The sequence below is a fragment of the Klebsiella sp. CN_Kp088 genome, from assembly GCF_040064335.1.
GTDB lineage: Bacteria > Pseudomonadota > Gammaproteobacteria > Enterobacterales > Enterobacteriaceae > Klebsiella > Klebsiella aerogenes.
This window is the reverse complement of the sequence record NZ_JBEAIQ010000006.1, coordinates 1-2,909: the sequence shown is the minus strand read 5'-3', so window position 1 is coordinate 2,909 and position 2,909 is coordinate 1. Positions and strand designations below refer to the sequence as shown.

Here is a 2,909-nt window from a genome sequence, read left to right as displayed (position 1 = left end):
AAGTACGGGCTTTTTTCGCATCTGACCCCGGTAAACCTTCCCGGGGTCGGCATAAATGCCTCGCCCGGGCTACCTATACAGTAGGCCCCGCCACCAATAGCCCGTCCAGGCACAGCGCCGCCGGGAAAAAGAGCCTGAGCTAATCCTCTTCCATCCGTTGATACTCTTCGCTGAGATAATCCACCAGCGCTCTGACAGAAGGTAATAAACCGCGCCGCGAAGCAAACACCGCATGAATGACTTCCCGCCGCGGCTGCCACTCATCAAGCACGATTTCCAACTCCCCTGATGCCAACTGATCGCGCACCATTAATAAAGGAAGTTGAACCACGCCAACGCCCGCCATAGCCGCCTCGCGCAGCGCCAGCATATCGCTGGTCACCATCCGCGGCGTGAAATAAACCTCGGCCCGCGCCCCCTCTGGCCCGGTAAGTTGCCATTTATGCTGATGTTTTCCGGCGCCAATACTTAGCCCCGGCCAGGTGCTCAATTCCGCCGGCGCCTGCGGGCGCCCAAGCCTGGCTATCAGCGCCGGACTCGCCACCAGGCGATGGCCGCGATCGGCCAACACCCGCATGACCAGGTCGCTATCTTCAAATGGCCTTGGTCGCACGCGAATGGCCACATCAACCCCCTCGCCCACCACATCCACCCGCCGATTGGTGGCTTCCAGATGTAGCGTCACCCCAGGATATCGCACCATAAAGCGCGCCAGCATCGGGCCAACATGGGCATGCAACAGGGTTACCGGACAGGTGAGCTTGACGCTGCCGCGCGGTTCAGACTGCAGCGTTTCTACCGCCTGATGCGCCGCTTCGGCTTCTATCAACATCGCCTTGCAGTGTTGATAGAAAGTTTGGCCGACTTCCGTGACGGCGAACTGTCGGGTGGTTCGTTGAATCAGACGCACGCCCAGGCGCTCTTCCAGTTGCGCAATGCGGCGGCTGAGTTTGGATTTGGGCTGGTCGAGCGCCCGACCGGCAGCGGCAAAACCGCCATGGTCGACCACCTGAACAAACCAGGCCAGGTCGTTGAGATCCTGCATCCTTTTCTCCATCGTTCCATTTTTAGAACAGTATAGGTCATTTTCGCTATCTACCGGAATATTAGCCCCAGATATAAGCTTATTCACATCAGATACAGACACGCAGGAGATAACCATGAAACAGATTACTGGCGTTTACACCGCCCCTTCGCAGCACTGGGTGGGCGACGGTTTCCCGGTTCGCTCAATGTTTTCTTACCAGACCCACGGCGAACAACTGAGCCCGTTCTTACTGCTTGACTACGCCGGCCCGCACACGTTTCCGGCGGGAAGCGGTAAACGCGGCGTCGGCGAGCATCCGCATCGCGGATTCGAAACCGTCACCATTGTCTACTCCGGTGAAGTCGAGCATCGCGACTCAACCGGTAGAGGCGGCGTTATCGGCCCTGGCGACGTGCAGTGGATGACGGCCGGCGCCGGGATCCTGCATGAAGAGTTCCACTCCGAAGCGTTCACCCGCTCCGGCGGTGAACTGAAAATGATGCAGCTGTGGGTCAACCTGCCGGCGAAAGACAAAATGACGACCCCGGGCTATCAGAGCATTACCGCAGACGTCATTCCGCAAGCAACGCTGGAAGACGACGCCGGGACCGTCAGAGTAATTGCCGGGCGTTACGGCGATGTCGTCGGCCCAGCGCACACATTCTCACCGTTAAACGTGTGGGATATGCAGCTCAAACAAAGTCACGATGTGACATTGCGTCAGCCGGAAGGCTGGAGCACCGCGTTGGTCGTGCTCGAAGGCGAAGTCATCGTCAACGGTACGGAAAACGCACGGGAAGGACAGCTGGTAGTGCTGAGCCAAAAAGGTGAAGCCTTCCATCTGGAAGCGAGCTCCAACGCGAAGGTTCTGCTGATGGCCGGCGAACCGCTACAGGAGCCGATCGTGGGCTACGGCCCGTTTGTGATGAATACCAAAACGCAAATTGCCGAAGCAATTCGCGATTTTAACAGCGGCCGTTTTGGCCAAATCTAACGAAATTGAGGTGAAGAATATGTCTACTCCAGCTAACTTTAACGGTTCTCGTCCGGTGATTGATGTTAACGATACCGCGATGCTGTTGATTGACCACCAAAGCGGCCTGTTCCAGACCGTTGGCGATATGCCGATGCCGGAACTGCGCGCTCGCGCCGCCGCGCTGGCGAAAATGGCATCGCTTGCCGGGATCCCGGTGATCACCACCGCTTCCGTGCCGCAGGGTCCGAACGGCCCGTTGATTCCGGAAATTCATGAGAATGCGCCGCATGCGAAGTATATTGCGCGTAAAGGCGAGATCAACGCCTGGGACAACCCGGAGTTTGTCGCAGCGGTGAAAGCGACCGGACGTAAAACCTTAATCATCGCCGGTACCATTACCAGCGTGTGCATGGCTTTCCCGGCAATTGCCGCCGTCGCCGACGGTTATAAAGTGTTTGCCGTTATCGATGCCTCCGGTACCTACAGCAAAATGGCGCAGGAGATCACCCTGGCCCGCGTAGTCCAGGCCGGCGTAGTACCAATGGATACCGCCGCGGTAGCCTCTGAACTGCAGCGCACCTGGAACCGTCCGGATGCCGCCGAGTGGGCTGAGGTGTATACCAAAGTCTTCCCGGCGTATCAGTTGCTGATTGAAAGCTACAGCAAGGCGCAGGACGTCGTGAAGAACAACGAAAAGCTGGATTCCCAGCGTTAAAATAGCTGCCCCGTCGATGAATCGACGGGGCAGTGTTCATTGCTTAACCGAACGGTAAAGAAAGAAAAAAATATGCTTGACCGTTTTAGCGCAACTCCCTATAGTAGCGCCCCGTTGCCCACCCAAGGTGAGCAGCAAGACAATATGGTGAGGTGTCCGAGTGGCTGAAGGAGCACGCCTGGAAAGTGTGT

Annotated in this window: 3 protein-coding genes; 2 read left to right on the top strand and 1 reads right to left on the bottom strand. The window is 57.4% G+C overall.

The genetic code is table 11. The features are described from left to right. Positions 1-139: 139 nt before the first annotated feature. Positions 140-1,045: a LysR family transcriptional regulator gene (locus ABLV08_RS03495; protein ID WP_015367227.1), complete on the bottom strand. Its 906-nt coding sequence runs from the start codon at positions 1,043-1,045 to the stop codon at positions 140-142. A gap of 115 nt (positions 1,046-1,160) precedes the next feature. Here ABLV08_RS03495 and ABLV08_RS03490 point away from each other — a divergent pair, with 115 nt between their 5' ends. Further along, positions 1,161-2,021, top strand: coding sequence for a pirin family protein (locus ABLV08_RS03490; RefSeq protein WP_045386333.1), 861 nt, complete (start codon positions 1,161-1,163; stop codon positions 2,019-2,021). 19 nt (positions 2,022-2,040) lie between these two features. Further along, positions 2,041-2,718 (top strand): isochorismatase family protein, encoded by a 678-nt coding sequence (locus tag ABLV08_RS03485; protein WP_015367229.1) that lies wholly within the window; start codon positions 2,041-2,043, stop codon positions 2,716-2,718. Positions 2,719-2,909: the final 191 nt, after the last annotated feature.

Coding starts and splice junctions, on each gene's coding strand:
- ABLV08_RS03495 (WP_015367227.1), bottom strand. CDS start 1,045: ATGCAGGATCTCAACGACCTGGCCTGGTTTGTTCAGGTGGTCGACCAT.
- ABLV08_RS03490 (WP_045386333.1), top strand. CDS start 1,161: ATGAAACAGATTACTGGCGTTTACACCGCCCCTTCGCAGCACTGGGTG.
- ABLV08_RS03485 (WP_015367229.1), top strand. CDS start 2,041: ATGTCTACTCCAGCTAACTTTAACGGTTCTCGTCCGGTGATTGATGTT.